The sequence below is a fragment of the Microlunatus endophyticus genome (assembly GCF_014646195.1).
GTDB lineage: Bacteria > Actinomycetota > Actinomycetes > Propionibacteriales > Propionibacteriaceae > Microlunatus > Microlunatus endophyticus.
Genome location: NZ_BMMZ01000001.1, coordinates 513755 through 538351, shown reverse-complemented (window position 1 = coordinate 538351; position 24597 = coordinate 513755). Strand labels below are relative to the sequence as shown.

The following is a 24597-nucleotide window of genomic DNA, read 5'->3' as shown; positions in this document are numbered from 1 at the left end:
TCGGCCGGCGATCACGAGGCAGGTTCGACCTCGGAATGCAACAACCCATAGGTATAGGCCTGGCTCAGTGCCTCCCAGGATGCCTCGATGACATTCTGCCCGACCCCGACCGTCGTCCAGGTACGCAGTCCGTTGGTGGTCTGGATCAGCACCCGGGTGGTCGCGTCGGTACCGTGCCCCTGGTCGAGGATCCTCACCCGGTAGTCGCTCAGCTCGAAGTGATCAACCACCGGATAGACCGGCAGCAGGGCTTCCCGCAGAGCATGATCAAGAGCGTTGACCGGGCCGTTGCCCTCACCCACCACCCGGGTGCTGTGCCCCCCGGCCTCGAGCCGGATGGTGGCTTCGGTGTCGGTCACGCCGTCGGTGCCGGACTGGGTGAAGACCCGCCAGGACCTGGCGACGAAGTACTCCGGCAGTTGATCAAGTTCGGCGCGCAGCAGCAGCTCGAAGCTGGCATCGGCTCCCTCGTAGGTGTAGCCGTCCGCCTCGCGTTCCTTGACCTTGTCGGTGATCTTCGCCGCCAGGTCCCGGTCGGACAGGTCGAACCCGAGTTCCGAACCCTTGATCTGGATGTTGGCCCGGCCTGCCATGTCGGACACGAGCATCCGCATGTCGTTGCCGACCAGCTCCGGATCGATGTGCTGGTAGAGATTCGGGTCGACCTTGATCGCGCTGGCATGCAGCCCCGCCTTGTGGGCGAAGGACGACAGGCCAACATAGGGCTGACGAGTGCTCGGTGGAACATTCGTCACCTCGGCGATCGCATGGGATAGTCGCGTCGCCTCGGCCAGCGATCCGGCGGGCAGCAGCTGCCAGCCGTATTTCAGCTCGAGATTGGCCACGATCGGGACCAGGTCGGCATTGCCGGTCCGCTCCCCGTAACCGTTGATGGTGCCCTGGACGTGCATCGCACCGGCGTCGACGGCGGCGATCGTGTTGGCCACCGCGCAGCCGGTGTCATTGTGGGCGTGGATTCCCAGCCTGGCGTCGGTCGCCTGGGCCACTTCGGCGACGATCTCGCCGACCCAGGTCGGCAACATGCCGCCGTTGGTGTCGCACAGCACGGCGACCTCGGCGCCGGCGTCCATGGCCGTCCGGACCACCTCCAGGGCGTACGCCTTGTTGTCCCGGAAGCCGTCGAAGAAGTGCTCGCAGTCCAGGAAGACCCGCTGCCCCTCGGCGACCAGGTGCGACACCGTGTCGGTGATCATCGCCAGGTTCTCCTCCAGCGTCGTCCGCAGCGCCCGGACCACGTGTTGATCATGACTCTTGGCCACCACGCAGGCAACGCCTGCTCCCGAGTCCCGCAGGGCCGCCGTCAGCGGATCGTCGGCAGCCGTGCCGCCGACCCGGCGGGTGAAGCCGAAGGCGGTCAGCGTCGCATTCTTCAGCGTCACCTCGCCGGCGGCCGCCGCGGCGAAGAACGCTGTGTCGTTGGGATTCGCGCCCGGCCAGCCACCTTCGATGTAGTTCACGCCCAACTCGTCGAGCAGTCCGGCGATCTGCAACTTGTCCGCCACCGAGAGCCGCAGACCCTCCTGCTGGGCACCGTCGCGCAGCGTGGTGTCGTACACGTGGAATTCGGCGGGCCGTTCGAACGGGGCCGAGGCTGTGGTTGACATGATTCCTTCTGAGTGGCTGCGATGGCTGGCGGCTGGAGGCATGAAAAAACCTCCCGGCGGGAGAGCACAGGAGGTTGGCGCGCTGAATGCTGTCGGACAGCTGCAGCGCGCTAGCTAATGATGATGGCCTGGAATGCCATACCGGCAGTATAGGCACCCGACGTCCCGGCCGCGCCAGCATCTGGTCCGGATGCTGAGACTTCCGCCTCCGGCTACCGCCGAAGTTGCGTCCACGCCAACCACCGCATTACGTGCCGCGTCCCTCACGGAGCGCTTGGTCGATGACCGCGCGCTGGCTCTTGCGGAGGTCGTCCGGCAGTTCCTGGACCGGGAAGAACTGCGCCTGTTCGACCTCGACACCGTCAACCCGCGGCTCGGCCCCACTGGCGACCCGGGCGACCACTCCGACCTCAACCCGGAGCCGGAAGCCAGAGTTGATCTTGACGATCCGGACATCGCCGACCGCCAGGCCGGTCTCCTCAGCGACCTCGCGGGCGAAGCCCTCCTCGATCGTCTCCCCGCGCTCCAGGTAGCCCGACGGCGTACCCCACGGGTTGTCCTTCCAGAACCGGTGTTTCAGCAACAGCACCCGATCATGATCATCGAGGACGGCACCGGTGACACCGATCATGAAGGTGGCGTGCTTCAACCAGAGGATCCGCCACTGGGCCGGCCCGTGCAATCGCTTCCAGACACGGGCCGCGACATCCCAGCGACTGATCGGCACTATCGGTGACCCGATCCTCAGCAGACCTTGTGCATCCAGCCGTGGGTGTCCTCAGCCCGTCCGTACTGGATGTCGAGCAACGTCCGGCGCAGACCGTCGGTGTGTGGGCCGGACTGCCCGTTGTTCACGACGTACGACTTCTGTTCGGTCTTGATCGAACCGACCGGGTTGATCACAGCTGCGGTCCCGCAGGCGAAGATCTCGGTGATCAGCCCGGAATCGATGCCCTGCAACACTTCCTCGACCGCGATCTTGCGCTCCTCGATCTGCAGTCCGCGTTCGGTGCCCAGGGTCAGCACCGAGTCCCGGGTGACGCCCTCGAGGATCGTCCCTTCCAGGGCGGGAGTGATCAACTTGCCGTCGGCAGTGATCAGGTAGACGTTCATGCCGCCGAGTTCCTCGACCCACTTGCGCTCGGCGCCGTCGGTGAAGAGCACCTGCTCGCACCCGTTCTCGTACGCCTCCTGCTGGGCCACCAGGCTGGCCGCGTAGTTGCCGCCGGTCTTGGCAGCGCCCATCCCGCCCGGCCCGGCGGCGCGGACGTACCGCGTGGACAGCCAGATGTTGACCGGCTGGACACCATTGGGAAAGTAGGCGGCGGCCGGGCCGGCGATGCAGCAGTAGGTGACCGTCTTCGCCGGCCGCACGCCGAGGAAGACCTCGTTGGCGAACATGAACGGCCGGATGTAGAGATTGCTCTCGCCCCCGCCGGGCACCCATGCCTGGTCGGTGGTGACCAGGGTCTCGATGCTGGACAGGAAATCCTCGGCCGGCAGCACCGGGAGCGCGAGCCGGGTCGCCGACTTCGCGAAGCGCTCCGCGTTCTTCTCCGGCCGGAACAGCCAGATCGAGTCGTTGGCGTGCCGGTAGGCCTTCAGTCCCTCGAAGATCTCCTGGGCGTAATGCAGCACCGCACTAGCGGGATCCAACTGGAACGGGCGGTAGGCACTCACCTCGCGGTCATGCCAGTCCTGCTCGGCGGTCCAGGTGGCCAGCGCCATATTGTCGCTGAAATGCTGCCCGAAGCCCGGGTTGGCCAGGATCGCCGCGCGTTCGGCCTCGCTGCGCGGCTGTGGATTGGGATGGACCTCGAACATGCTCGGCACGGTAGCACTCACTCTCTGGCTGGTTGATGGGTTGGTTTTGTCGTTGGGTGATTGGTGGTCGAGATGGGGGCTCTCGATCCGCCAAGGGCTGGCTACGATGCCCGGGTGACGAGCAGAAATCTGGCAGTGATCGGCGGCGACGGGATCGGGCCGGAGGTGGTGGCCGAGGGCCTGAAGGTCTTGCAGGCTGTGACTCCCGGCAGCTTCTCCCTCACCAGCTACGACCTCGGGGCGGAACGCTGGAAGCGGACCGGCGAGGTGCTCCCCGACTCGGTGCTGACCGAGCTCGCCGCGGCCGACGGCATCCTCTTCGGTGCGGTGGGTGCTGCGCCGGGTGACAAGACCATGCCCAGCGGCATCCTGGAGCGCGGACTGATCCTCAAGATCAGATTCGCCTTCGACCATTACGTGAATCTCCGGCCCAGCCGGATCTACCCCGGCGTTCCGACGCCGCTCGCGGACTCGGTGACCGCCGGCAAGGAGGTCGACTTCGTCGTGGTCCGCGAGGGCACCGAGGGGCTGTACGTCGGCAACGGCGGCGTGGTCCGCGCCGGCACCCCTGCCGAGATCGCCACCGAGGTCAGTGTCAACACCGCCTACGGCGTCGAGCGCGTCGTCCGTGACGCCTTCGCCCGGGCAGCGCGGCGCCGGGGCAAGATCACGCTGGTGCACAAGCACAACGTGTTGGTGCATGCCGGCGGGCTGTGGAACCGGATCTTCGAGACGGTCGCGGCGGAGTATCCCGATGTCACCACCGACTACCTGCACATCGACGCGGCGACAATCTTCATGGCCACCGATCCGGCGCGGTTCGACGTGATCGTGACCGACAACCTGTTCGGCGACATCATCACCGACCTGGCTGGTGCGGTGACCGGCGGCATCGGGCTGGCGGCGAGCGGGAACATCAACCCGGAGGGCGCATTCCCCTCGATGTTCGAGCCCGTGCACGGTTCTGCTCCTGATATCGCCGGCCAGGGCATCGCCGACCCCACGGCGACGATCCTGTCTGTTGGTCTGCTTCTTGATCACCTCGGGCTGGCCGAAGAGGCCGGCCGGATCGAGAAGGCGGTGCTCGCCGATGTCAGCCGACGGTCAGCCGGGACCAAGCGCAGCACGTCCGAGATCGGGGACGCGATCGCGTCGGCCGTCTGAGTCTTGGTGCTCCCGAAATACTAGGGGCCCCGACTATTCGCGACCGTATTCTGGGACGCAAGTCTCGTATTCTGGACGTTCTGGTCGTCGAGTGCGACACTTGACGGGTGAGCGCTCCCCCGGACCTACCTGAGATCGTCACCCGCGCGCTGCGGATGTCACTGCAGCACGGGTATGTGATGACCTCGCGCACCGAGACCGGGCGATTGCTGGCCACGCTGGCCGCCACCCGCGGCGGCACCATGGCCGAATGCGGGACCGGGTGCGGAGTCGGGGCAGCCTGGTTGCGTACCGGTGCACCGAAGTCCACCCGGGTCCTGACCGCCGAGCTCGATCCGGAGCTGGCCCACGGCGTGATGGAGATGTTCGCCGCCGACGACATCGAGGTGATGCACGCCGACTGGGCGTCGCTGGCCGAGCACGCACCCTTCTCGCTGATCTTCATCGACGCCGACAGCGCGCGGCACTCGCCGCGCGAGGAGATCGTCGGGATGCTGGAGACGGGCGGGATGATCGTGATCGACGATTTCACCCCCAGCGCCGACTGGCCGCCGATGGATTCCGGACGGGTGGACCAGCTGCGCCAGGAGTGGCTGACCGACGAGCGCTTCACCAGCGCCGACGTGATGGTCGCCACCGACACCTCTGTCCTGGTCGCCGTCAAACGGTGAGCGGGATCCGCCGGACCCGAAGCGCACCGAAGGTTTGCCGCGGCGAACTCCCCAGTAATTCCAGCAGAGATTGTCCCCGCCGCCGCTCGCCGGTGACACGGCTCGGCAACAGCGCTGGCCCGGGGCACCCTGTTCTTGGCATCATGAGGACTCCAGGGGTTCGGCAGACGAGAGGTGGGCTCAATGGCCCGGGAAAGGCGGCGTCGGGCCGCGCGCATCCTGATCGGCATCGGCGTCATGATCGTCCTCGCCGCGACCCCGTTCTTCATCCTCAGCAAGTACGCGGGAGGCTGGGGCGTGCCGTACTTCTCCTTCGTCACCAGCCGTGGAACCACCTGCACCAATGATTTCACCGGCTACACCTGCGATCACCTGACGCGCGCCGACATCGAGTGGTGGGGCGACCTGACGCTGCCGACCGGCACCAAGATCCTCAGTTCCCACTACGAGTCGACCCACGACTTCACCCTCGACGCGCTGGTGGAGATCCCGGTCGCCGACCAGAAGCACACACTGGCCGAGCTGCAGAAGTCGTTCGGCGACTGCATCGCCGACCACCCCACCTCGATGGACACCACAGGGGTGAAGAAGCTGTGTGTACGGGCCAACGACGCCTCCGACCCGATGGACTCCTCACCGCTGTCGGACACGCTGTACGAGATCAGCACCGGCTACCGCGCGAACGGCGCCCTGGTCCTGAACATCCACGAGCAGTCGCGATAACGGAAACGTCCGCGCCCGAGCGCCGTGAGGCGCCGGACACGGACGTTTTCAGACTGTGATCAGCGGGCCGCGCTGCCCTCGACATAGTCGTCGTCGTGGCTCTTCACCCAGGCCATCAGGTTACGCAGCTCCTTGCCGACCTTCTCGATCGGATGCTGCTCGGCTTCCTCGCGGAAACGCTTGAACTCCGGCGCACCGGCGTCCTGGTCGTCGATGAACCGCTGCGCGAACTTGCCGTCCTGGATGTCGGCCAGCACACCCTTCATCGACTCCTTGACGTGATCATCGATCACCCGCGGGCCGGACACGTAGTCGCCGTACTCGGCGGTGTCGGAGATGCTCCAGCGCTGCTTGGCGATGCCGCCCTCATACATCAGGTCGACGATCAGCTTGAGCTCGTGCAGGCACTCGAAGTAGGCGACCTCCGGCTGGTAGCCGGCGTTGGTCAGCGTCTCGAAGCCGGCCATGATCAAATGGCTGGCGCCACCACAGAGCACCGCCTGCTCGCCGAAGAGATCGGTCTCGGTCTCCTCGGTGAAGGTGGTCTTGATGCCGCCGGCACGCAGGCCGCCGATGCCCTTGGCGTAGGCGAGGCCGAGATCCCAGGCCTTGCCGCTGGCATCCTGCTCGACTGCGACCAGCACCGGCACGCCACGACCCTCGGCGTACTCGCGGCGGACCAGGTGACCCGGCCCCTTCGGCGCGACCATCACGACGTCGACACCGTCCGGGGGCTTGATGTAGCCGTAGCGGATGTTGAAGCCGTGGCTGAAGAAGATCGCGTCACCCGGAACCAGGTTCGGGGCGATCGCCTCCTCGTAGACCTTGCGCTGGCTGGGATCGGGGGTGAGGACCATGATCAGGTCAGCTTCCTCACACGCCTCGTACGGGGTGAGCACCCGCAGGCCCTGGGCCTCGGCCCTGGCGCGGCTCTTGCTGCCCTCCGGCAGGCCGACCCGGACGTCGACGCCCGAATCGCGCAGGGACAGCGCGTGCGCATGACCCTGGCTGCCGAAGCCGAGGACTGCGACGTTGCGTCCCTGGATCACCGAGAGGTCGGCGTCGTCGTCGTAGAACATTGTTGCGGGCACTTGGTTCCAACTCCTGAGATTCGATTGCGTGAGATGTTGCTGCGGCCATCGGGATCGTACGACCACCTGAATCGTATGACCGACGCTCGCCGGGCGAACTAGGAGATCGCGCGGATGGCCTTGCTCCGATCGGTGGCCCGGTCGGGATTGCGATCCGTCCTGGGGGCGCGGTCGGTGATCGACCGACTGCCGCGTCCCAGGGCCACCAGCCCGGACTGCACCAGCTCACGGATGCCGTACGGTTCCAGCATCTCGAGCAGGGAGTTGAGTTTGTCCGGGTTTCCGGTGGCCTGGATCGTGATGGTGTCGGCGGTGACGTCGACGGATTTCGCCTTGAACAGCTGGAGGATCTCCAGCACCTGGCCACGGGTGTGCTGGTCGGCGCGGACCTTGGCCAGGATGAGCTCGGACCGGATCGAGTCCGGGTCGAGCTCAACGATCTTGAGCACCTCGACCAGCTTGTTGAGCTGTTTGGTGAGCTGCTCGAGCACGGCATCGTCGACATCGGTCGCGATCGTGATCCGCGACGTGTCGGGATGTTCGGTGGGTCCGACTGCCAGCGAGTCGATGTTGAAGCCGCGCCGGGAGAAGAGCCCGGCCACCCGGGCCAGGACACCGGGCTTGTTCTCCACCAGCACCGAGAGCGTCCGAGTGGTCACAGCACGTCCCCTTCCCAGTTGGGAGCCAGATCACGGGCGATCTTGATCTCGTCGTTGCTGGTGCCGGCCGCAACCATCGGCCAGACCATGGCGTCCTTGTGCACAACGAATTCGACCACCACCGGCGTGTCGTTGATCGACAGCGCCTTGTCGATCACCGCGTCGACCTCGTCGGCGGTCTCGGCGCGCAGGCCGACGCAGCCCATCGCCTCGGCGAGCTTGGGAAAGTCCGGGACCCGGTTGGTCTTCAGATCGGTGTTGGAGTAACGACCCTCGTAGAAGAGCGTCTGCCACTGCCGCACCATGCCCAGGCTCTGGTTGTTGATCACCGCGATCTTGACCGGGATCCCTTCCAGAGCGCAGGTGACCAGCTCCTGATTGGTCATCTGGAAGCAGCCGTCACCGTCAATACACCAGACGGTGGCATCTGGCTGACCGACCTTGGCGCCCATCGACGCCGGGACCCCGTAGCCCATCGTGCCGAGACCACCGGAATTCAGCCAGTGGCCGGGTTTCTCGAAGGGCAGGAAGTGCGCCGACCACATCTGGTGCTGCCCGACCCCGGTGACGTAGTACGCATCCGGTCCGGTCAGCTCGCCGATCCGCTTGATCACATGCTGCGGAGACAGCGTGCCGTCGGTCGGCTCGTCGTAGCCGGTCGGGTAGTTGGTCGCCAGGTCGTCCAGATATCGCTTCCAGGCTTCGAAATCGAGATCGACAGCACCGGACTCGAGCACGCTGAGCAATTCGGTGATCACCTCGGCGCAGTCACCGACGATGGGCACATCGGCCTGGCGGTTCTTGCTGATCTCGGCCGGATCGATGTCGGCGTGGATGATCTTGGCCAGCGGTGCGAAGCTGGACAGTTCGCCGGTCACCCGGTCGTCGAAGCGGGCACCCAGCGAGATCAGCAGATCACTGCGCTGCAGGGCGCCGACCGCGGCGACCGTGCCGTGCATCCCCGGCATGCCGTAGTTGAGCGGATGGCTGTCTGGGAAGACGCCGCGCGCCATCAGCGTGGTCACGACCGGGATCCCGGTCAGCTCGACCAGCCGCCGCAGCGGCTCGGCCGCCCGGGCCTTCACCACGCCACCGCCGACGTAGAACACCGGACGCTGGGCGCCGGTGATCAACTTCACCGCTTCGCGGATCTGCTTGTTGTGCGGCTTGGTGACCGGTCGGTAGCCCGGCAACTCGAGCCGCTTGGGCCAGCGGAAGGGCGCGGTGCCCTGCTGGGCGTCCTTGGTGATGTCGACCAGCACGGGGCCAGGCCGGCCGGTGGAGGCGATGTGGAAGGCGGCAGCGATCGCGTGCGGGATGTCCGCGGGATCCTTGACCAGGAAGCTGTGCTTGGTGATCGGCATCGTGATGCCGGTGATGTCGGCTTCCTGGAAGGCGTCGGTCCCGATCGACGGGCCCGAGACCTGGCCGGTGATCGCGACGATCGGCACCGAGTCCATGTAGGCATCGGCGATCGCGGTGACCAGATTGGTCGCACCGGGGCCGGAGGTGGCCATGCAGACGCCCACCTTGCCGGTGACCATCGCATAGCCTTCGGCGGCATGTCCTGCGCCCTGCTCGTGGCGGACCAGGATGTGCCGTACGGCTTCGGAGTCGTACAAGGGGTCGTACGCGGGGAGGATCGTCCCCCCGGGGATCCCGAATACGACTTCGGCTCCGACGCGCTCCAGCGACCGGACCAACGCCTGTGCCCCGGTCAACACGCTCTCAGACGGGGCCGCACCCGCAGCATCGGGTTCGGCCGAGCTGTTCTCGGACCGCTCCTCAGCCATGTCCTTCACTCCTGCCTCGGTGGTTTGTCATGAATCCCGGCAACAAAAAACCCCCGCCGCCGGGTGGCAGACGAGGGAGCGCATCGGTGGGAGCTTTGAGCTCAGCCGACGCGCTTTCTGAGTACGAGAATCATGAATGCATTGCGCACGATCCCAAGCCTGCCGCGATCCTTTGTCAGTGTCAACTTCTGATACGCGACGTCTTGCCATCTGGGCCACACAGGCCCATTCGGCTGGATAAACGTTTGACATGACCGTAGCGGGTTACCGAAGGCGTTACGACGTTGGTGACGACCCGAATCGACGACGAATCGGAGTGCTCATGGCCCGATCGCGAGTTGGCCCGCGCTGGATGCTGTCGCTGGCCGTGGCGTTCTGCTGCATCCTGACCGCGTGCAACGGAGGCGATCCCCGCCCCGGCGTCTCACTGCTGGTCAAGACGACAACCAATCCGTACTTCGTCGCGATGGAACAGGCGGCCCGCGCCGAGGCCGCCAAGGACGGCGTCAGGCTGACCGTCGCCGCCGGCACCCAGGACGGCGACACCCAGAACCAGATCAACGAGATCTACACCGCGATCGCCCGCGGCGACAAAGGGATCCTGGTGACCAGCAACGGCAACGCGATCAACGCCGCCCTGCGGCAGGCCAGGGACTCCGGCATCTATGTCAGCGCGGTCGACACTCCCCTGACTCCGGTCGACACCGCCGACAACACTTTCGCCACCGACAACCACCAGGCCGGCCTGTTGATCGGCAAGTACGCCGCCGCCCGGCTCAACGGCCGGAAGGCGACGATCGCCATGCTCGACCTCTACAACGACCAGGTCGTCGAGGTCGACACCGGCCGCGACCACGGATTCCTGGACGGGATGGGCATTCCCAACAAGCCCGGTTCGATGAACGGCCTCGAGCCGAAGACCGGCCACTACAAGGGCGGCAAGGGCGGGCAGTACCAGATCGTCTGCCATCGGCCGACCCAAGGCGCGATCGACGGCGGTCGCCAGGCGATGGAACAGTGCCTGTCGGCCAATCCCAACATCAACGTCGTCTACGCGATGAACGAACCCGCAGGCGAGGGCGCGTACGCCGCGCTCAAGGCAGCCGGCAAGGCGGGCAAGGTGCTGCTGGTGGTGATCGACGGCAGCTGCGACGGGATCACCATGGTGCGCAACGGCCAGTTCGACGCCGACGCCGTCCAGTACCCGGGCAAGATGGCGCGGCTCGGCGTCGACGCCGTCGCCAAGATCGCCCGCGGTGGAGCACCACCCGCCAAGACCAAGGGCAAGGACTTCTACGACACCGGCACCGCCCTGGCAACCGCGAAGAGCGTGCCCGGTGTGCCGAGTCAGACACCAGCCCAGGCAGGCAAGAAATGCTGGGGCTGAAGGCACTGCAGCGGAGAGGACAGCGATGACCACCCAGGCAGTAGAACCGGCCGAGGTCGACGACCTGCTGAGTCGCCGGCGCGGCCCGGTGGAGCAGATCCAGCATCTGCTGCACCGCAATCCCGCCCTGAGCCCGCTGATCGTGCTGGTCCTGGCGATCATCGTCTTCGGCATCATCTCCGAGGGATTCCTGCGACCTCAGGCGCTGTCGCTGCTGGTCCAGCAGATGGCCGTGGTCGGTGCCCTGGCGGCTGGCCAGACCTTGATCATCCTGACCGCCGGCGTCGATCTGTCGATCGGGATGGCGATGGTGCTGGCGTCGCTGGTGATGGCCAAGCTCGCCTTCGACGGGGTCCCCGGAGTGATCGCGCTGCTGATCGGCATCGTCGTCGCCATCGCGACGGGCCTGCTGAACGGCTTCCTGGTCACCCGGATCAACCTGCCGCCCTTCATCGTCACCCTGGGCACCTTCTCGATCTTCACCGCACTCTCCCTGCTCTACGCCCAGGGCCAGACCATCACCCTCAATCCCGGCGCCTTCCTGCTGGTCACCGGCAGCAGCCTGCGGCTCGGCCCGGTCAGTGTGACCTGGGGCGTGATCTTGATGTTGCTGCTCTTCCTGGTGCTCGGCTTCATCCTGCACACCTCCGCCTGGGGCCGGCATCTGTACGCCACCGGTGACGACCGCGAGGCCGCCCAGCTGGCCGGTATCTCCACCCGCAAAGTGCTCTTCAGCGCCTACGCCGTCGCCGGTCTCTGCGCGGGGGTGGCAGCCTGGATCGTCGCCGGCCGGGTCGGTGGCGCCGATCCCAATGCAGGCCTCAACTACAACCTGCTGTCGATCACCGCTGTCGTGATCGGCGGCACGAGCCTCTTCGGCGGCCGCGGCTCCGTCGTCGGGACCTTGATCGGCGCCCTGATCGTGCAGACCTTCAACAGCGGTCTCGCGCTGGCGGGCGTCGATCCGAACTACCAGGTGCTGGCAACCGGGATCCTGGTGATCCTGGCGGTCGCGATCGACCAGTGGATCAGAAGGGTGCGAGGCTGATGACCGCAACGACGACCGAGGCGCAGCGCACCGACACAGGTGACCGACCGGTGCTGGAGGCAACCGGGCTGGTCAAGCTGTACGGCCGGGTGGTCGGCCTGCGCGGCGTCGATCTGCGGCTCTATCCGGGTGAAGTGCTGGCGGTGATCGGCGACAACGGGGCCGGCAAGTCGACCTTGATCAAATGCCTGTCCGGTGCCGTACAACCCGACCAGGGAACGATCATGATCGACGGCCGCCCACGACGGTTCACCAGCACCCAGGAGGCGCGCGACGCCGGCGTCGAGACCGTCTACCAGAATCTCGCCGTCGCGCCCGCCCTCGACGTGACCAGCAACCTCTTCCTGGGCAGGGAGATCCGTCGCCGCGGCCTGCTGGGATCGGGGCTGCGGATGCTTGACCGCAAGGCGATGCGGGACCAGGCCAGGCAATTCATCAGCGAGCTCGGCATCACCACTCTGCAGAACATCGATCAGGCGGTCGAGACGCTGTCGGGCGGCCAGCGCCAAGTCGTCGCGGTCGCCCGGGCCGCAGCCTTCGGCAGCAAGGTGGTGATCCTCGACGAGCCGACTGCAGCGCTCGGCGTCCGCGAGACCGGTCAGGTGCTCAAGCTGGTCAGGGACCTGCGGGACAAGGGGCTGGCGGTGATCCTGATCAGCCACAACATGCCGGACGTCTTCGAGACCGCCGATCGGATCCAGATCCAGCGTCTCGGCGGGGTAGCGGGCGTGATCACTCCGCAGAGCCACAGCATGGAGGAGGCTGTCGCGATCATGACCGGCGCCAAGACCATCGATCCGCAGGAGCAGACGCTCCGCTGAGCCCGGCCAACGGTGGCCGTATCCGATCGGCCAGACTGTCGATCATGGAATACACGACGATGGGCGGCACGGGTGCGGTCGTCAGCAGGTTGGGGTTCGGCGGCGCCGCGCTCGGCTTGGCCGACTACGTCCAGGAATTCGATCCGGCTGATCCGGTCGTGCACGCCCGATCGGTGGCCGCGATCGAGACTGCCCTGGACAGCGGCGTGAACTACTTCGACACCGCACCAGGCTACGGTGCCGGACTCGGTGAGCGCGTCTTCGGCGAAGCGTTGCAGGGCGTCGACTCGGCCGGCGGCCATCCGATCTTCCTGGCGACCAAGATCGATCCGGGCACACCGGGAGACCAGGCAGAGGCGCGCGTCACCGAAAGTCTGCAGCGATTGCGCCGGGAGCGGGTCGACCTCCTGCAACTGCACGGCTCCTCCTACTCCCCCGACGACGCCGAGCGGCTGCTGGCCCGGGGCGGTCTGGTCGAGGCGCTCACCCGGCTCCGGGACGAGGGGTTGGTCGGAAGGATCGGATTCAGCTCCGAGGATTCCAACGAGGCGGTCTACCGGTTCATCCGCAGTGGCGCCTTCGACACCGTCCAGCTCTGCTACAACCTGATCTACCAGCACCCGTACGAGCCGTCCCGGCCGTTCGGGTCGATGATCACCGCCGACGATCATGGTCTGGGAATCATCACCATGCGCGGTACCACCTCGGGCATCCTGCAACGCTGGATCCAGTCAGTGAATCCGGCCAACACCTTCGACTACACGCCTGCGCTGATCCAGTTCGTGCTGTCGAATCCGCTGGTCGACGTGGTGCTCGTGGGGATGCGGACGCCCCAGGAGGTCCTGGCTAACGTCGCGCTGGTCGCGGACACGGCCGGCCGGATCGATCTCGACGCGTTGCACGAGCGCTATGTCTGAGACCGGTCCGGCGGTCGCCGACATCGTCGACGCGTACGCCCATATCGGTCTGCCGCGCTTCCAGTCGCTGGCCGACTACGAGCTTCGGATGCGGTCGGCGGGCATCGCGGCAGCCGCGTTGTGCTCCTTCGACAGCAGCCCGGATCTGGCCGCCATCCACGACGGGCTGGCCCGGCCGGACGGGCGGTTCTGCGGCATCGGAGTGCCGCTGGGGAGTGGTCGCGACGAGCTGGAGGCATCGGTGATCATTCAACTGACAGCGGGCTTCAGCGGCATCCGGCTGTCCGGCGCCGATATCGCCGAGCGGTCCTGGCTACTGGGCCTGATCGCCGGTCACGGCCGGGTCCCGCTGGTCTGCGCGAATTCCGGCGAGCCAGCGACCGCGACCGTGCTGAATGACCATCTGGACCACCATCCGGACAGCCGCCTGGTGCTCGGCCACTTCGGCGGGCTGCCCGCACCGGCCGTGCTCCGGTCGGGTCCGGTGGGAGAGCTGTTCGCCCGTCCGCAGGTGTCGGTGATCTTCTCCCGGCAGGGCGGCTACCCCGCCGATCGCATCCTGCCCGCCGCCGAGCGGCTGATCGAGTCCTGCGGCTGGCGGCGGGTGCTGTGGGGGTCGGAGTCGCCGGTGCTGACCTGGCGTAACGAGACCCTCGCGTCGGCATTGGCCTGGGTGGACGTGTTGGGGCCGACGGCCGAGCAGCGCCGGGACTTCCTCGGCGGCAACGCGCGCCGGCTGTTCTTCGACAGCCGGCCGGACGTGCAGCCACTTGACCTGCCGTTCGACCCGATGGAACGAGCGCAGGTGATCCCTGCGACGATCTTCGCCAACGGTCTCGGCCTCGACCAGCGGACGGCCGGTGCCCTGGTCCACGCCTGGCTGACCGACGGCGAGCTGGGCACCTTCGCCGACTACACCGGGGCACTTATCGACCGGGCGCTCAAGAACCAGGACTGATCATCGTCGCAGCAGCTCCCGCGAGGTGATCTTGGATTCGTCCAGCTCGATCCCGAAACCGGGGCCCTGCGGCAGCGCGAAGGAGCCACCCTCAGGCGTCAGTGGATGCAACTCGAAGTGGTGACGATTGGGCATGATGCGGTAGAGGTATTCGGCCTTGGGGCAGGTCGCCGGTGACTGGCTCGCCACCACATGCAGGGCGGCGTGCAGTCCGTGCCCGTGCGGGATCACCGGCACGGTGAAGCTGTCGGCCAGCGCACAGATCCGGACCAGCTCGGTGACACCGCCGCACCACTCCGGATCGCATTGCAACACCGCGAGTGCCCCGGCCTGCAGGAAGCCCAGCACGTCCGGACGGTCGTAGAGGTGCTCCCCCGCGCTCAGCGGCTGGCCGGTGCTGCGGTGCAGCTCGATGAAGGCATCAACACGGTTGGGCAGGAAGACCTCCTCCAGCCAGGTCGGCCGAAGGTCACCAACCCGCTCGATCCAGGCCCGGGCGTAGGCCAGATCCCACCCCATGAAGGCGTCGAACATGATCGGGAAATCCGGGCCGACCGACTCCCGTACGATCCTGGCCAGCTCGACATTGCGGGTCAGCCCGTCCGGGCCGTCACCGGGACCGTCGGCGAAGAACCATTTCTGGCCGTCGAATCCGGCCGCCTTGAGTTCCGCCGCCGTACGGCGGACATCCTCCGGCCGCAGCGACGTCCCCAGGGTGCTCACGTAGGCGGGGATCCGCTGCCGGGAGGCGCCGCCGAGCAGCTGCCAGACCGGGGCGTCGTACGCCTTGCCCCGCAGGTCCCACAGCGCGTTGTCGATCGCACTGATCGCGATCTTGAGGTGCCCGTGCCGGGCGTGCCGGTCGAGGCGCTCGAGTTTGTCCCACAGGATGGTGCCGGCGAGCGCGTCCTGGCCGATCAGGAAGTCGGCGAACTGGTCGAGGATCGGCCAGGCGGCGTCGTACTCGATCGGACCGTAGAAACCGCTGATGCCCTGATCGGTGCTGATCCGCAGATAGAGCGAGGTCAACTCGGCGGGGCGGGCCGGAGTCGGCTGCTGCTGCGGTGGCCGGTGCTCGGCGTACAGGGTCAGCGGTCTGACTTGCTTCTGCCGCCCGTCGGGCAGGTCGGGATGCGGTCCCTTCACCGCTTCGACCTCGACAGCGGTGATCTTCAGCGTGCGCAACGCTCGATTCCCTTCGCTTCGCGGCCGAATCCGGGCCGGCCGATCAAGGAGCCTGGTCGCCGACGAGTTTCGCCAGTGGTGAGGGAAACCGCGGCATGACCACCTTGCCACCGAGCCAATCCGTGAGGTCGGCGGCCTCAGCGTTCACCGCTGCGGCCGCGTCGCTGCCGATCTCTTCCAGCAGCCGTACGATCACGGTGCCGGCCGGATCCTGCCACCAGCCCCCGACGATCCGGCCGTCACACCAGATCGTGGGCCCGGCGTTGCCGTTGGTGTCGTAGACGAGTTTCTTGTGATCACCCAGATACCAGTCCCGGTCGGTCCAGCCCATCGGCGTTGGGTCGAGCGCGGGCAGCAGAGCGATCCAGGGCTCGGGCGGCTGATCATCGGTGAGCTGATCAAGATCGTCGGCCAGCAGGTAGCCAGGCCGGCCGTCAAGATCGACCTCGACCGGGTCGAGTTCGGCCAGCGACCGATTCACGGCGGCGACGGTTGAACCCAACCACCACTTGAGATCCATTGCCGTACCCGGCCCGAAGGACTGCAGCCAGCGCTGCACCATCCGCCGGTGCGCGGTCGCAGTATCGGCGGGCTGCCAGGACTGGTTCAACCGGGACTGGCCCAGCCAGGACTCCATGCTCGCCCAGCGCGGCCGAGACGTGTACCACGGCCCGCGATTGGTCGCCCTGACGACCCGGCCTTCGGCGCCCAGGATGGTCAGGATCCGCGGCGAGATCGGCACATCAGCGGACCACTTGCCGGAGCCCGCCCGTACGGTCCCCTGCAAGATCGGCAGTTCGGCCGCCAGCTCGGTCGAAGTCGCCTCCCTGCCATCCGACAGCGCCTTCAATACCGCTTGTGATGCCCGGCGGAGCCAGCGGGCACCGTCGGCGGCGACGCCGGCCTCCTCGACCATCTTGATCATCTTGCGGGATTCCGATCCCGCGACCCGTGCGGCGCCCGCAGGCTGCACGTCGATGAGGTCGTCGCGATCGATCACGAAGAGTGTCCGGCGCATGGCCAGCTGTTTGATCACCGTCCGGTCGGCGTACAGCGCGCGATCAAGATCAGCACGCGCGAAGCCGGGGATCCGCGCCCAGGCGGAGAGGTAGATGCTGGCCGGGTCGGTGGCATGCAGACAGACCAGCGACCGGACCAGGTCCTCAACGTCGGTCGGCGCGGGGCCGGCCAACCGCTGCCGGCGCGCCAACATCGCGCGCCGCTGCTGCACACTGATCCGCTGCATGGCGCCATCCTGGCAGCCGGCTCCGACAATCAGAGCCTTGAGCTTGTCGAAGGAAATCAAGGGCCGTTCGACAAGCTCGGGGATCGGACGGACAGGCTCGGGGGCGACTCAGGAGCAGACGGCACCCACGTTGGCCGACTTCACCAGTTTGGCGTACTTGGCCAGCACGCCGTGCGGCTTGGGGCGCTCCGGCAGTGTCCAGGCAGCCCGGCGCTTGTCCAACTCCTCGGCCGGGACGTCGACCTCCAGAGTGCCCTCGGCGACATTCAGGATGATCTTGTCACCGTTCTCCACCAGGGCGATCGGGCCGCCCTCGGTGGCCTCGGGGGCGATATGGCCGACGCACAGGCCGGTGGTGCCCCCGGAGAACCGTCCGTCGGTGATCAACATGACGTCCTTGCCCAGCCCCGCGCCCTTGATCGCACCGGTGATGGCGAGCATCTCGCGCATTCCCGGACCGCCCTTGGGACCCTCGTAGCGGATCACCACGACATCGCCGGAGGTGATGGTGCCGTCCTCCAGCGCGTCCATCGCCGCCCGCTCGCCGTCGAACACCCGCGCCGTGCCTTCGATCACTGTGGTGTCGAAACCGGCGCTCTTGACGACCGCACCCTCGGGAGCCAGCGATCCGTGCAGGATGGTGATGCCGCCGGTCGGGTGGATCGGCTCGGACAGCGCGCGGATGATCTTGCCGTCGACGTCCGGCGGGTTGATGTCGGCCAGGTTCTCGGCGACGGTCTTGCCGGTCACGGTCAGGCAGTCGCCGTGCAGCAGGCCGGCCTCCAGCAGCGCCTTCATCACCACCGGGACGCCGCCGATCTTGTCGACGTCGTTCATCACGAATCGGCCGAACGGCTTCAGGTCGCCCAGGTGCGGGACCTTCTTGCCGATCCGGGCGAAATCGTCCATGGTCAGCTCGACGCCGGCCTCGTTGGCGATCGCCAGCAGGTGCAGCACCGCGTTGGTCGAGCCGCCGAAGGCCATCACCACGGCGATCGCGTTCTCGAACGCGTCCCGGGTCATGATCTGCCGCGCGGTGATCCCCTTCTTGAGCATGTTCACCACAGCTTCACCGCTGCGGTGCGCGAACCCGTCGCGCCGCCGGTCGACGGCCGGCGGCGCGGCGGAGCCGGGGATGGACATGCCGAGCGCCTCGGCGGCACTGGCCATCGTGTTGGCGGTGTACATGCCACCGCAGGCGCCCTCGCCCGGGCAGATCGCGCGTTCGATCCGGTCCACCTCGTCGCGGCTGATCAGGCCACGCACGCAGGCGCCGACGGCCTCGAAGGCGTCGATGATCGTGACGTCCTTGCCGTCCACCTGGCCGGGCATGATCGAGCCGGCGTAGAGGAAGACCGAGGCAAGATCAAGGCGCGCGGCGGCCATCAGCATGCCGGGCAGCGACTTGTCGCAACCGGCCAGCAGCACCGACCCGTCGAGCCGTTCGGCCTCCATCACCGTCTCGACCGAGTCGGCGATGATCTCGCGGCTGACCAGCGAGTAGTGCATGCCGACGTGGCCCATCGAGATGCCGTCGGAGACCGAGATGGTGCCGAATTCCAGCGGGTAGCCGCCGGCCGCGTGCACTCCGGACTTGACGGCCTTGGCCAGCCGGTCCAGCGACAGATTGCAGGGGGTGATCTCGTTCCAGCTGGATGCGACGCCGATCTGCGGCTTGGCGAAGTCCTCGTCGCCCATCCCTACCGCGCGGAGCATGCCACGGGCGGCGGTCGCCTCCAGGCCGTCGGTGACGGTACGGGAGCGGGGCTTGATGTCAGGGGCGTTGCCTCCGGCGCTGGAAGCGGGTGAATTGGTATCGATCGTGCTGCTGGACATGGGCGTCAAACTACCCTTGCTCGATCAGCTGCTCCGCATCGGTCCGCCCGTTCGCCGAGACGCGCCGGGATCGTACGATCATGCCGCCCGCCGCGACGATCAGCACCAGCGTGATCAGGATCGGGCCGAAGTTGGCGATCAGTTCCTGCAACGCGTTGTAGTGATCGGCGGCACCCGCGTAGTACGGCAACAGCGCCAGGGGCAGGCAGGCACTGACATAGAGCACGATCGCACCGGAGGCGATCAACAACCAGCGTGGCATCGGTACGTGATCGGCGCGCGCATCGGGCCAGGGCCGGCGACGCAACTGATACAGCACCGCGATGGCCAGCGGCAGGATCCAGACGAAGTGGTGGGTCCAGGACAGCGGCGAGGCCAGATTGCTGCCGAGCCCGACGAAACCGATCGCCAGCACGTGGGCGCCCTGTTTCCACCAGTGCGCTCCCACGATGGCTGCGATCACCGCAACGATCACCGAGATCAGCAACCCGATGTAGGTGTGCAGGTGGCTGTCACCGAAGAGCCGGAGCACGACGCCGAGCAGGGACTGGTTGCCGACGTAGACCGGACCGGACGTGTGCGTGTCTCCCCCGGCCAGGCTCTTCAGGTACGAGACCGTGGCGGCCGGCTGGACGGCGGTTCCGATCGCCGTCAGGACGGCGAAGGTGATGATCGCGGTGAGTGCCTGCTTCTTCTTGCCGACGATCAGCAGCATCAGTACGAAGATCGCCGGCGTCAACTTGATCGCCGCAGCCAGGCCGATCAGGATGCCGGCCGGGAATCTGCGCTTGCGTCGCGGATCGGATGGCAGCAGGTCGATGACCACCAGCACCATCAGGAAGGTGTTGATCTGGGCGTACCCGATGGTCGTCCGGATCGGTTCCATCCCGATCACCAGGGCGATCGAGAACAGCGCCAACGGCAGGCCGCGCGGCACCCCGCAGCGGATCATCACCACGTTCTGGGCGATCACCAGCCCGGCGATCCAGAGCAGCTCCCAGACGATGAACGGGCCGATCGCCAGCGGCAGCATGACGATCGCCGCCGCCGGCGGATAGATGAACCAGAGATGGAATCCGGGCGAGGTCCACTCCATGATGTTGGCGCCGTGCAACATCGCGCGGACCGCGTAGAAGTAGACCTGCAGATCCATCGTCGACGGCCGGAAGGGCCAGTAGCGGCCACCCGCGATGATCAACGGGAGCATGATCAACGAGACAACGTAGGCGGGGACCATCTCCCCAACCATCCGCCGGAACCGCTGCGCCGTGGTCATCGGCGGCGGCGCCACTAGCTGGTCAGTCGTCGCCATACCGTCTCCAGCTCGTCATCGGTCGCCACAGGCTTGGGGCCGAAGAGATTCCGCAGACCGGGCGTGTCCGCGTAACGCGGCAACAGATGCACGTGCAGATGGAAGACCTCCTGACCGGCAACGGGTCCCGCGGAGGAGAACATGTTCATGCCGTCGGCGCCCAGTTTGGTGATCAACAGCCGGGACACCCGGTCGATCGCCGGAGTGATCTCGGCCAGCGCCGGCGGATCGGCGATGAAGCTCTCGACGTGCCGCTTCGGTACCACCAGCGTATGACCACGATGGAACGGCGCGACGTCCAGGAAGGAGACGGATTGATCATCTTCGTCGATCCTCCAGGACGGTATCTCGCCGGCGATGATCTTGCAGAAGATGCAGTTCTCTGAACTTGTCGAAGGGCTCATTCGATCACGTTCTCCAGGGGCTGACCGGTGGCGTACCGGCGCAACTGTGCGGCGATCAGGGCATTCGACCGGGGGAAGAAGGCGCTGCTGGCGCCGCCGGTGTGCGGTGAGATCAGGACGCCGGGACTGGTCCACAACGGATGGTCGGACGGCAGCGGCTCGGGCTCGGTGACGTCCAAACCGGCCGTGAGCCGGCCGGAGCTGGTCTCGGCGACCAGCGCGTCGGTGTCGATCAGCCGGCCGCGGCCGACGTTGATCACCTGGGCACCGTCGGGCAGCAACGCCAGGGCATGCTTGTCGATAATCTTCTCGGTATCCGGGGTGAGCGGGGTGATCAGGAACAGCACATCCGTCTCCGGCAGCACGTCGTCCAGATCGGTGATCGGACGGACCGGCATCGGCTCCGTACGAGCCCGGCGGGCGATCCGGGTGATCGAGGCAACCTCGAAGCCGGTCAGCCGACGCTCGATGGCTTGGCCGATGTGGCCGTAGCCGAGGATCGTGACCCGCTGGTCGGCAAGGGACCGGCCGAACTGCGGCTCCCAGGTGCCGCTGGTCTGGTTCCGGGCGTAGGCGTCCAGGTGCCGGCCCAGAGCCAGCGACAGCCCGACCGCCATCTCGGCGGTGCTGGCGTCGTGCACCCCGGCGGCATTGCACAGCGTGACGCCCTCGGGGATGTGCGGCTGGATGTCCTCATAGCCGGCGGACTGGATCAGCACCACCTTCAGCTTCGGCAGCTCGCCGAACCGCTCCCACGGGTCGTGCGCGCCGAGGTAGGGGTGCACGTAGACCTCGACCTCGTCGGCGGTCGACGGGAAGTCGCCGCCGGTGTAGAAGTCGAGCTCGATGTTGTCCGGCAGCTCACCGAGCTTGTCCCGGGCCTCGGCCTCTGATTCGAAGGGCACCCACACACGCATGGGTCGATCTTGCCAGGAAGCGTCAGCGAACCGGGTAACCGGCCTCTTCCAGCGCCTTCTTGACTTCAGATATGCTCAAGGTGCGGTAATGGAACACGGTTGCGGCCAGCACGGCGTCGGCTCCGGCCGCCACCGCCGGCGGGAAATCCTCCGCTTTGCCGGCGCCGCCGGAGGCGATCAGCGGTACGTCGACCACGGCCCGTACGGCTCGGATCATCTCCAGATCGAACCCGCCGGTGGTGCCGTCGGCGTCCATCGAGTTGAGCAGGATCTCGCCCACGCCCAGATCGACTGCCTTCCTCGCCCACTCGATCGCATCCAGACCGGCGTTCTTGCGTCCGCCATGGGTGGTGACCCCGAATCCGGAGGGCTGCTCGGGATCCCGACGGGCGTCCAGCGACAGCACCAGCACCTGGTTGCCGAAACGGCGGGTGATCTCGCGGATCAGCTCGGGGCGATGGATCGCGGCTGTGTTGACGCCGACCTTGTCGGCACCGGCCCGCAGCATCCGATCGACATCGGCGACCGAGCCGATGCCGCCGCCGACGGTCAGCGGGATGAAGACGCTGCCTGCGGTCTGGCGCACCATGTCGACCGTCGTCTCGCGGCCTTCCGAGGAGGCCGAGATGTCGAGGAAGGTGAGTTCGTCGGCGCCCTCGCCGTCATAGAGCGCGGCCAACTCCACCGGGTCGCCGGCGTCGCGCAGATTCTCGAAGTTGACGCCTTTGACGACCCGGCCGGCATGCACATCGAGACACGGGATCACCCGCACGGCCAGACTCATGCGGCAACCCTATCCGGCGCCGCGTTCGGGACCGAAGTCCTGAGTTGCCGAAACGGCGCACGGGCGTTGTCGGCCGACCCTAGGGTCGTACCGGCCCGACCCGAACTGGAGACTCATGAAGCCCTTGCGCACGATCACCGCTGTCCTCGCCGCCCTGCTGGCGGCTGTCGCCCTGAGCGCGGTCCACACGCCTGCAGCTTCCGCTGCCGGCAAGATCAAATTCACCAAGCTGTACGCCGATTCACCGGGCAGCGACAACCGCAGCACCAAGTCGCTCAACGCCGAATACGTCGTCGTGCACAACGGCGGCAAGGCCAAGGTCAAGCTCACCGGGTACAAGATCAAGGACAAGTCGGGCCACGTCTACACCTTCCCGAGCTCGTTCACGCTGAAGGCGGGCAAGAGCGTCACCGTGCACACCGGCCCCGGGAAGAACACCTCGAAGAGTCTCTACTGGGGCCAGCACAACTACATCTGGAACAACACCGGGGACACCGCATATCTGGTCAAGAGCGGCAAGCGGCTGGACAGCTGCACCTTCCCGAGCAAGCACTCCAAGGCCTACGTCACCTGTTGATCACAACGCCAGCGCGCTCAGCTGCGGACTCCGATCCGGCGACTCGCTGATCTCAGCGCCCGGCGCAGTCGTCGGGACACCTTGGCGGGTAGCCGATTGCGGTCGCGCTGGGCCTGCAGTTTTCGCTCCCGTTCGCGTCGGGCCTCCCGCCGCTTGACGTCGGCGAGCTGGGTCTGCTGCCTCTGGACGATTCGAGTCAGCTCCTTGATCTGGTCCTGTTGCCGGCGCGCTCGTTCGGTTAGCCGGTCGATCCGGTCCTGGTTATGGGTCGCGCGCTTGCGTACGTCATCCAATGCGTCCGCGTTGAACGGCTTAGCGCGTGCCGGAGTGAGAGTGAAGGTCGGACGGTAGCTCTCCCAGCGTCGCGCCCGGTCCACGGTTGCGCCCTGCCGCAGCCAGTTCAGCCGCTCCGCAACCCGTTGGCGACTGTCGGCATCCGTCCCCACCAGGCTGCCGACACCGGCAGGAAACGACACCTCGGCGAGTCGCCGCTCGTAGTCCGGATTCGCCTGACCGGGCTGGTGGATGTGCTCGAGATCGTTTCGCTCCAGGAATGCCGTGAAACGCGCGAAGTTCTCCGGCTGGCTGCGATGGAACTCGGTGAAGTCGGCCCGCTCGTAGAGCTCAGCCGCATCGACATTGGTGCCAACCTCGGCGATGGTGGTCCGTGGCAGACCGTGATAGTCCGCGAGTTCCAGCACCCGGGAGTCGTGGGCCAGCACCACCGCCGGAGTGCCCGCCAGAATGGCGGCCACGTTGCCGTGGATGCGAGTGCCGAATGCGAAGTGCTGCTGGGCCATCGCCGCGTACCAGATCCGTGGATCCAGATAGACGCGGATTCGGTCTTCACGATAGAGCCGGTGTCCGGGGTTCATCGGCAGCGAGCGATCCCAGCCCTCGTTGCCCTGATCGCCCCACAGCAGCAGCCGCAGCTCTGGGTACTCCTGTCCGACGAAGATCAACTGCTGGTAGCGGTCGGCGTTCGCGTTGACGATCTCGGCGATCCCCGGCACATGCGGGGTGATGTTGACGGCGACCGGAGAATCCGACGTCAGCCGGTCCACCTTGCGCGTGACCGTCAGGCCCGGCCCGAAGCGGAACAAGGAGGGACAGCCGATGATCTCGACCTGATCGCCACCGAAACCGAGGCCTGCAAGGAATCTCCGGGTGATCTCCCCGCGGACGCCGATAGCCGCTGAGCGGTCCAGGACCGCCGAGCAGAAGCGGCGGACGGTCTCCTTACCTTGCGGATCGGACGTCAGCTCGAGATCGATCCCGTCCATCTCGCCTTGCGCACCGACCCCAACAACTGTCACGGGGATGTCGAGTCGCTCGATCGTCCGGGTGATGTTGTCGAGTTGATTCAGGAACGTCGTCCGGAAGGCGTTGGCCAGCGGCACGACCAGATGATCGAACTGCTCGTTGATCCGAGCAGCGAAAGCTTCGTCGTCGCCGGACCTGTCCAGGTCCGCGGTCGTCACGATGGTGGCGTCGGGGACCGACAACGTCGCGTGCACGGAGTCGGAGAAGAGCAGATTGCCGGTGTTGTTGCCGATCAACCGCTGGCCGAGGACCGCTTCCGGCCGGATCACGGTGAAGGGGTCCTTGTTGGCTCGCATGAGGATGCGTGGCATCAGCGGTCCTCAGCCCATCGG

At 66.7% G+C, this 24597-nt stretch carries 23 protein-coding genes; 9 read left to right on the top strand and 14 right to left on the bottom strand.

Annotated elements, in window-relative coordinates:
- Window positions 1-11 precede the first annotated feature (11 nt).
- The 3 genes from cimA to IEY07_RS02690 form a co-directional block, all read right to left on the bottom strand.
- On the bottom strand, window positions 12-1625 hold the full coding sequence (cimA, locus tag IEY07_RS02700; protein ID WP_188893602.1) for a citramalate synthase: 1614 nt from the start codon (window positions 1623-1625) through the stop codon (window positions 12-14).
- A gap of 247 nt (window positions 1626-1872) precedes the next feature.
- Window positions 1873-2352 (bottom strand): NUDIX domain-containing protein, encoded by a 480-nt coding sequence (locus IEY07_RS02695; RefSeq protein ID WP_229669626.1) that lies wholly within the window; start codon window positions 2350-2352, stop codon window positions 1873-1875.
- A gap of 17 nt (window positions 2353-2369) precedes the next feature.
- Window positions 2370-3449: a branched-chain amino acid aminotransferase gene (locus IEY07_RS02690; protein WP_188893601.1), complete on the bottom strand. Its 1080-nt coding sequence runs from the start codon at window positions 3447-3449 to the stop codon at window positions 2370-2372.
- A 114-nt stretch (window positions 3450-3563) separates the two neighbouring features.
- Between IEY07_RS02690 and IEY07_RS02685 the strand changes: the two genes are divergently transcribed.
- The 3 genes from IEY07_RS02685 to IEY07_RS02675 all read left to right on the top strand — a co-directional run bounded on the left by IEY07_RS02685 (window position 3564) and on the right by IEY07_RS02675 (window position 6007).
- Window positions 3564-4613: a 3-isopropylmalate dehydrogenase gene (locus IEY07_RS02685; RefSeq protein WP_229669625.1), complete on the top strand. Its 1050-nt coding sequence runs from the start codon at window positions 3564-3566 to the stop codon at window positions 4611-4613.
- A 107-nt stretch (window positions 4614-4720) separates the two neighbouring features.
- Complete coding sequence (locus IEY07_RS02680) at window positions 4721-5284, top strand: O-methyltransferase (RefSeq protein WP_188893599.1); 564 nt, start codon at window positions 4721-4723, stop codon at window positions 5282-5284.
- Between the two features lie 183 nt (window positions 5285-5467).
- Window positions 5468-6007, top strand: a complete 540-nt coding sequence (locus IEY07_RS02675; protein WP_188893598.1) for a hypothetical protein — start codon at window positions 5468-5470, stop codon at window positions 6005-6007.
- A gap of 59 nt (window positions 6008-6066) precedes the next feature.
- On the opposite strand, the gene ilvC is transcribed toward IEY07_RS02675, so the two are convergent.
- The 3 genes from ilvC to IEY07_RS02660 form a co-directional block, all read right to left on the bottom strand.
- Window positions 6067-7086, bottom strand: a complete 1020-nt coding sequence (ilvC, locus tag IEY07_RS02670) for a ketol-acid reductoisomerase (protein WP_188893827.1) — start codon at window positions 7084-7086, stop codon at window positions 6067-6069.
- A gap of 110 nt (window positions 7087-7196) precedes the next feature.
- The gene (ilvN, locus tag IEY07_RS02665; RefSeq protein ID WP_188893597.1) at window positions 7197-7757 is read right to left on the bottom strand and encodes an acetolactate synthase small subunit; all 561 of its coding nucleotides are present in this window, start codon (window positions 7755-7757) and stop codon (window positions 7197-7199) included.
- Window positions 7754-9550, bottom strand: coding sequence for an acetolactate synthase large subunit (locus tag IEY07_RS02660; RefSeq protein WP_188893596.1), 1797 nt, complete (start codon window positions 9548-9550; stop codon window positions 7754-7756). The genes ilvN and IEY07_RS02660 overlap by 4 nt, the downstream gene beginning before the upstream one ends.
- 322 nt (window positions 9551-9872) lie before the next feature.
- On the opposite strand from IEY07_RS02660, the gene IEY07_RS02655 reads away from it, so the two are divergent.
- The 5 genes from IEY07_RS02655 to IEY07_RS02635 are packed head-to-tail and all read left to right on the top strand — an operon-like array spanning window position 9873 to window position 14681.
- A complete protein-coding gene (locus IEY07_RS02655) occupies window positions 9873-10937 on the top strand; it encodes a substrate-binding domain-containing protein (RefSeq protein ID WP_188893595.1) in 1065 nt (354 codons plus the stop codon).
- Between the two features lie 25 nt (window positions 10938-10962).
- The gene (locus IEY07_RS02650) at window positions 10963-11985 is read left to right on the top strand and encodes an ABC transporter permease (protein ID WP_188893594.1); all 1023 of its coding nucleotides are present in this window, start codon (window positions 10963-10965) and stop codon (window positions 11983-11985) included.
- The gene (locus IEY07_RS02645; protein ID WP_188893593.1) at window positions 11985-12806 is read left to right on the top strand and encodes an ATP-binding cassette domain-containing protein; all 822 of its coding nucleotides are present in this window, start codon (window positions 11985-11987) and stop codon (window positions 12804-12806) included. The genes IEY07_RS02650 and IEY07_RS02645 overlap by 1 nt, the downstream gene beginning before the upstream one ends.
- Window positions 12807-12850: 44 nt before the next feature.
- Entirely contained in the window at window positions 12851-13723 is an 873-nt protein-coding gene (locus IEY07_RS02640) for an aldo/keto reductase (RefSeq protein ID WP_188893592.1), read from the top strand.
- Complete coding sequence (locus tag IEY07_RS02635) at window positions 13716-14681, top strand: amidohydrolase family protein (protein WP_188893591.1); 966 nt, start codon at window positions 13716-13718, stop codon at window positions 14679-14681. The genes IEY07_RS02640 and IEY07_RS02635 overlap by 8 nt, the downstream gene beginning before the upstream one ends.
- Here IEY07_RS02635 and IEY07_RS02630 read toward each other — a convergent pair whose 3' ends face one another.
- From IEY07_RS02630 to hisF, 7 genes are all read right to left on the bottom strand, one after another.
- A complete protein-coding gene (locus tag IEY07_RS02630; protein WP_188893590.1) occupies window positions 14682-15866 on the bottom strand; it encodes an enolase C-terminal domain-like protein in 1185 nt (394 codons plus the stop codon).
- A gap of 43 nt (window positions 15867-15909) precedes the next feature.
- Entirely contained in the window at window positions 15910-17112 is a 1203-nt protein-coding gene (locus tag IEY07_RS02625; protein ID WP_188893589.1) for a winged helix DNA-binding domain-containing protein, read from the bottom strand.
- 108 nt (window positions 17113-17220) lie between these two features.
- Window positions 17221-18948, bottom strand: coding sequence for a dihydroxy-acid dehydratase (gene ilvD, locus IEY07_RS02620; RefSeq protein WP_188893588.1), 1728 nt, complete (start codon window positions 18946-18948; stop codon window positions 17221-17223).
- Between the two features lie 10 nt (window positions 18949-18958).
- Window positions 18959-20260 carry a glycosyltransferase 87 family protein gene (locus IEY07_RS02615; RefSeq protein WP_188893587.1) on the bottom strand — a complete coding sequence of 434 codons (1302 nt, stop codon included), beginning with the start codon at window positions 20258-20260 and terminating at the stop codon, window positions 18959-18961.
- Window positions 20239-20664, bottom strand: coding sequence for an HIT family protein (locus IEY07_RS02610; protein ID WP_188893586.1), 426 nt, complete (start codon window positions 20662-20664; stop codon window positions 20239-20241). Before IEY07_RS02610 ends, IEY07_RS02615 begins: the two co-directional genes overlap by 22 nt.
- On the bottom strand, window positions 20661-21581 hold the full coding sequence (locus IEY07_RS02605) for a 2-hydroxyacid dehydrogenase (protein WP_188893585.1): 921 nt from the start codon (window positions 21579-21581) through the stop codon (window positions 20661-20663). The genes IEY07_RS02610 and IEY07_RS02605 overlap by 4 nt, the downstream gene beginning before the upstream one ends.
- Before the next feature lie 22 nt (window positions 21582-21603).
- Window positions 21604-22365 carry an imidazole glycerol phosphate synthase subunit HisF gene (gene hisF, locus IEY07_RS02600; RefSeq protein ID WP_188893584.1) on the bottom strand — a complete coding sequence of 254 codons (762 nt, stop codon included), beginning with the start codon at window positions 22363-22365 and terminating at the stop codon, window positions 21604-21606.
- A gap of 115 nt (window positions 22366-22480) precedes the next feature.
- On the opposite strand from hisF, the gene IEY07_RS02595 reads away from it, so the two are divergent.
- Window positions 22481-22942, top strand: a complete 462-nt coding sequence (locus tag IEY07_RS02595; protein ID WP_188893583.1) for a lamin tail domain-containing protein — start codon at window positions 22481-22483, stop codon at window positions 22940-22942.
- Between the two features lie 17 nt (window positions 22943-22959).
- Here IEY07_RS02595 and IEY07_RS02590 read toward each other — a convergent pair whose 3' ends face one another.
- The gene (locus tag IEY07_RS02590; RefSeq protein ID WP_188893582.1) at window positions 22960-24576 is read right to left on the bottom strand and encodes a polysaccharide pyruvyl transferase family protein; all 1617 of its coding nucleotides are present in this window, start codon (window positions 24574-24576) and stop codon (window positions 22960-22962) included.
- Window positions 24577-24597 lie beyond the last annotated feature (21 nt).

What these genes read in the sequence shown, in the direction of transcription:
- IEY07_RS02675 (WP_188893598.1), top strand. Translation starts at nt 5,468, where the DNA reads ATGGCCCGGGAAAGGCGGCGTCGGGCCGCGCGCATCCTGATCGGCATC.
- IEY07_RS02655 (WP_188893595.1), top strand. Translation starts at nt 9,873, where the DNA reads ATGGCCCGATCGCGAGTTGGCCCGCGCTGGATGCTGTCGCTGGCCGTG.
- IEY07_RS02660 (WP_188893596.1), bottom strand. Translation starts at nt 9,550, where the DNA reads ATGGCTGAGGAGCGGTCCGAGAACAGCTCGGCCGAACCCGATGCTGCG.
- cimA (WP_188893602.1), bottom strand. Translation starts at nt 1,625, where the DNA reads ATGTCAACCACAGCCTCGGCCCCGTTCGAACGGCCCGCCGAATTCCAC.
- IEY07_RS02595 (WP_188893583.1), top strand. Translation starts at nt 22,481, where the DNA reads ATGAAGCCCTTGCGCACGATCACCGCTGTCCTCGCCGCCCTGCTGGCG.
- IEY07_RS02605 (WP_188893585.1), bottom strand. Translation starts at nt 21,581, where the DNA reads ATGCGTGTGTGGGTGCCCTTCGAATCAGAGGCCGAGGCCCGGGACAAG.
- ilvC (WP_188893827.1), bottom strand. Translation starts at nt 7,086, where the DNA reads ATGTTCTACGACGACGACGCCGACCTCTCGGTGATCCAGGGACGCAAC.
- IEY07_RS02610 (WP_188893586.1), bottom strand. Translation starts at nt 20,664, where the DNA reads ATGAGCCCTTCGACAAGTTCAGAGAACTGCATCTTCTGCAAGATCATC.
- IEY07_RS02635 (WP_188893591.1), top strand. Translation starts at nt 13,716, where the DNA reads ATGTCTGAGACCGGTCCGGCGGTCGCCGACATCGTCGACGCGTACGCC.
- IEY07_RS02690 (WP_188893601.1), bottom strand. Translation starts at nt 3,449, where the DNA reads ATGTTCGAGGTCCATCCCAATCCACAGCCGCGCAGCGAGGCCGAACGC.
- IEY07_RS02650 (WP_188893594.1), top strand. Translation starts at nt 10,963, where the DNA reads ATGACCACCCAGGCAGTAGAACCGGCCGAGGTCGACGACCTGCTGAGT.
- IEY07_RS02640 (WP_188893592.1), top strand. Translation starts at nt 12,851, where the DNA reads ATGGAATACACGACGATGGGCGGCACGGGTGCGGTCGTCAGCAGGTTG.
- IEY07_RS02625 (WP_188893589.1), bottom strand. Translation starts at nt 17,112, where the DNA reads ATGCAGCGGATCAGTGTGCAGCAGCGGCGCGCGATGTTGGCGCGCCGG.
- IEY07_RS02615 (WP_188893587.1), bottom strand. Translation starts at nt 20,260, where the DNA reads ATGGCGACGACTGACCAGCTAGTGGCGCCGCCGCCGATGACCACGGCG.
- IEY07_RS02590 (WP_188893582.1), bottom strand. Translation starts at nt 24,576, where the DNA reads ATGCCACGCATCCTCATGCGAGCCAACAAGGACCCCTTCACCGTGATC.
- IEY07_RS02645 (WP_188893593.1), top strand. Translation starts at nt 11,985, where the DNA reads ATGACCGCAACGACGACCGAGGCGCAGCGCACCGACACAGGTGACCGA.
- ilvD (WP_188893588.1), bottom strand. Translation starts at nt 18,948, where the DNA reads ATGTCCAGCAGCACGATCGATACCAATTCACCCGCTTCCAGCGCCGGA.
- hisF (WP_188893584.1), bottom strand. Translation starts at nt 22,365, where the DNA reads ATGAGTCTGGCCGTGCGGGTGATCCCGTGTCTCGATGTGCATGCCGGC.